This is a genomic window from Mesorhizobium sp. M7A.F.Ca.US.002.01.1.1 (assembly GCF_004022955.1).
Lineage (GTDB): Bacteria > Pseudomonadota > Alphaproteobacteria > Rhizobiales > Rhizobiaceae > Mesorhizobium > Mesorhizobium ciceri.
The window spans coordinates 1-1350 of sequence record NZ_RZQE01000861.1; the positions used below are offsets into that span (position 1 = coordinate 1).

Annotated in this window: 1 protein-coding gene and 1 pseudogene; one reads left to right on the forward strand and one right to left on the reverse strand. The window is 62.5% G+C overall.

Annotation, left to right across the window (positions count from 1 at the left end; translation table 11 throughout):
• On the reverse strand, window positions 1–1025 hold a 1025-nt coding region (locus EN932_RS36210; protein WP_128369529.1), incomplete at its 3' end, for a formimidoylglutamate deiminase.
• Between the two features lie 98 nt (window positions 1026–1123).
• On the opposite strand from EN932_RS36210, the pseudogene EN932_RS36215 reads away from it, so the two are divergent.
• Window positions 1124–1350, forward strand: a pseudogene (locus tag EN932_RS36215) (imidazolonepropionase); the annotation flags it as partial.

Genomic DNA, 1350 nt, shown 5'->3' on the forward strand with positions numbered 1-1350 from the left:
CGGTGGGCGAGACGCTGCGAATATTCGAGCTGGCGCAACTCGTCGGGCAGGCCGATGAGCACATTGGAATCGGAGCCGACGCCGTAGCGGCCGCCATGTTCCCTGAACAGCGGCGCGGCAAAAGTGCCGTCACCGAGATTGGCCTCGGTGATCGGGCATAGGCCGGCGATGGCACCGCTTTTGGCCATGGCAACGGTTTCAGCATCGGTCATGTGGGTGGCGTGGATCAGGCACCAGCGCTTGTCGACTTTGGCATTGGCCAGCAGAAATTCGACCGGCCGCGCGCCCGACCAGGCAAGGCAATCCTCGACTTCTTTCACCTGCTCGGCAATGTGGATGTGGATAGGCCCGTCCGGCGCTAGGGCAGTCACGTCAAACAGTTCTTCCGGTGTCGCGGCGCGAAGGCTGTGCGGAGCGACGCCGACAACAGCCTGATTCAACGCGCGAACCGATTCGCGGCATTTCTCAACAAGCCGCGAGAATCGATTCACATCGTTGATGAATCGCCGCTGGCCTTCGTTTGGTGCGGCACCGCCGAAAGACGAGTGCGCATAAAACACCGGCAAAAGCGTCAGGCCGATGCCTGCCTCGCCGGCCGCGGCCGCGATGCGCTCGGCCATCTCGGCTGGGTTGGCGTAGGGTTTTCCGTCGCGGTCGTGATGCAGATAGTGAAATTCGCCGACGCGGGAAAAACCGGCCTCCAGCATCTCGACATAGAGTTGTGCGGCAACCGCCTCGACCTGATCGGGCGTCATCGACAGGGCGAAACGGTACATCACCTCGCGCCAGCTCCAGAAACTGTCGGCGGAGGGGCCGCGAAGCTCGGCAAGGCCGGCCATGCCGCGCTGGAAGGCATGGCTGTGCAAATCGGGCATGCCGGGCAACAGGATCGCGTGACGTTCGTCGCCGGCTGCCGCAGCAGCGCCAGGCTGAACGGCTGTGATGCGTCCCTCAGCCAGGGTAAGCCGCACATTTTCGCGCCAGCCATCGGGAAGGAGCGCCTGTTCCGCAAAGATCGCTGCCACTTTTCTCTCCGGTTCTCTGTGTCTCATGCGATGAAGGCACTTGCAGTGCGTTTCAATATGTATATACATAATCGTCATCGATTGAAACGGAAAAGATGATGGCTGCAAAGAGCAAAAGCCGGGCAGGGGATCTTCGTCTGTGGCGCAATGCGCGGCTGACGACAATGGCCGACGGGTCTGCCGGACTTGGCGTCGTCGAACATGGCGCGGTCGCTGCGCGTGACGGCCGCATTGTTTATGCCGGCCCCGAGTCGGAGCTGCCCCCGACACTGGCCCAGGGCGCCGAGACGGTTGATTGCGAGGGCCGCTGGATCACACCCGGCCT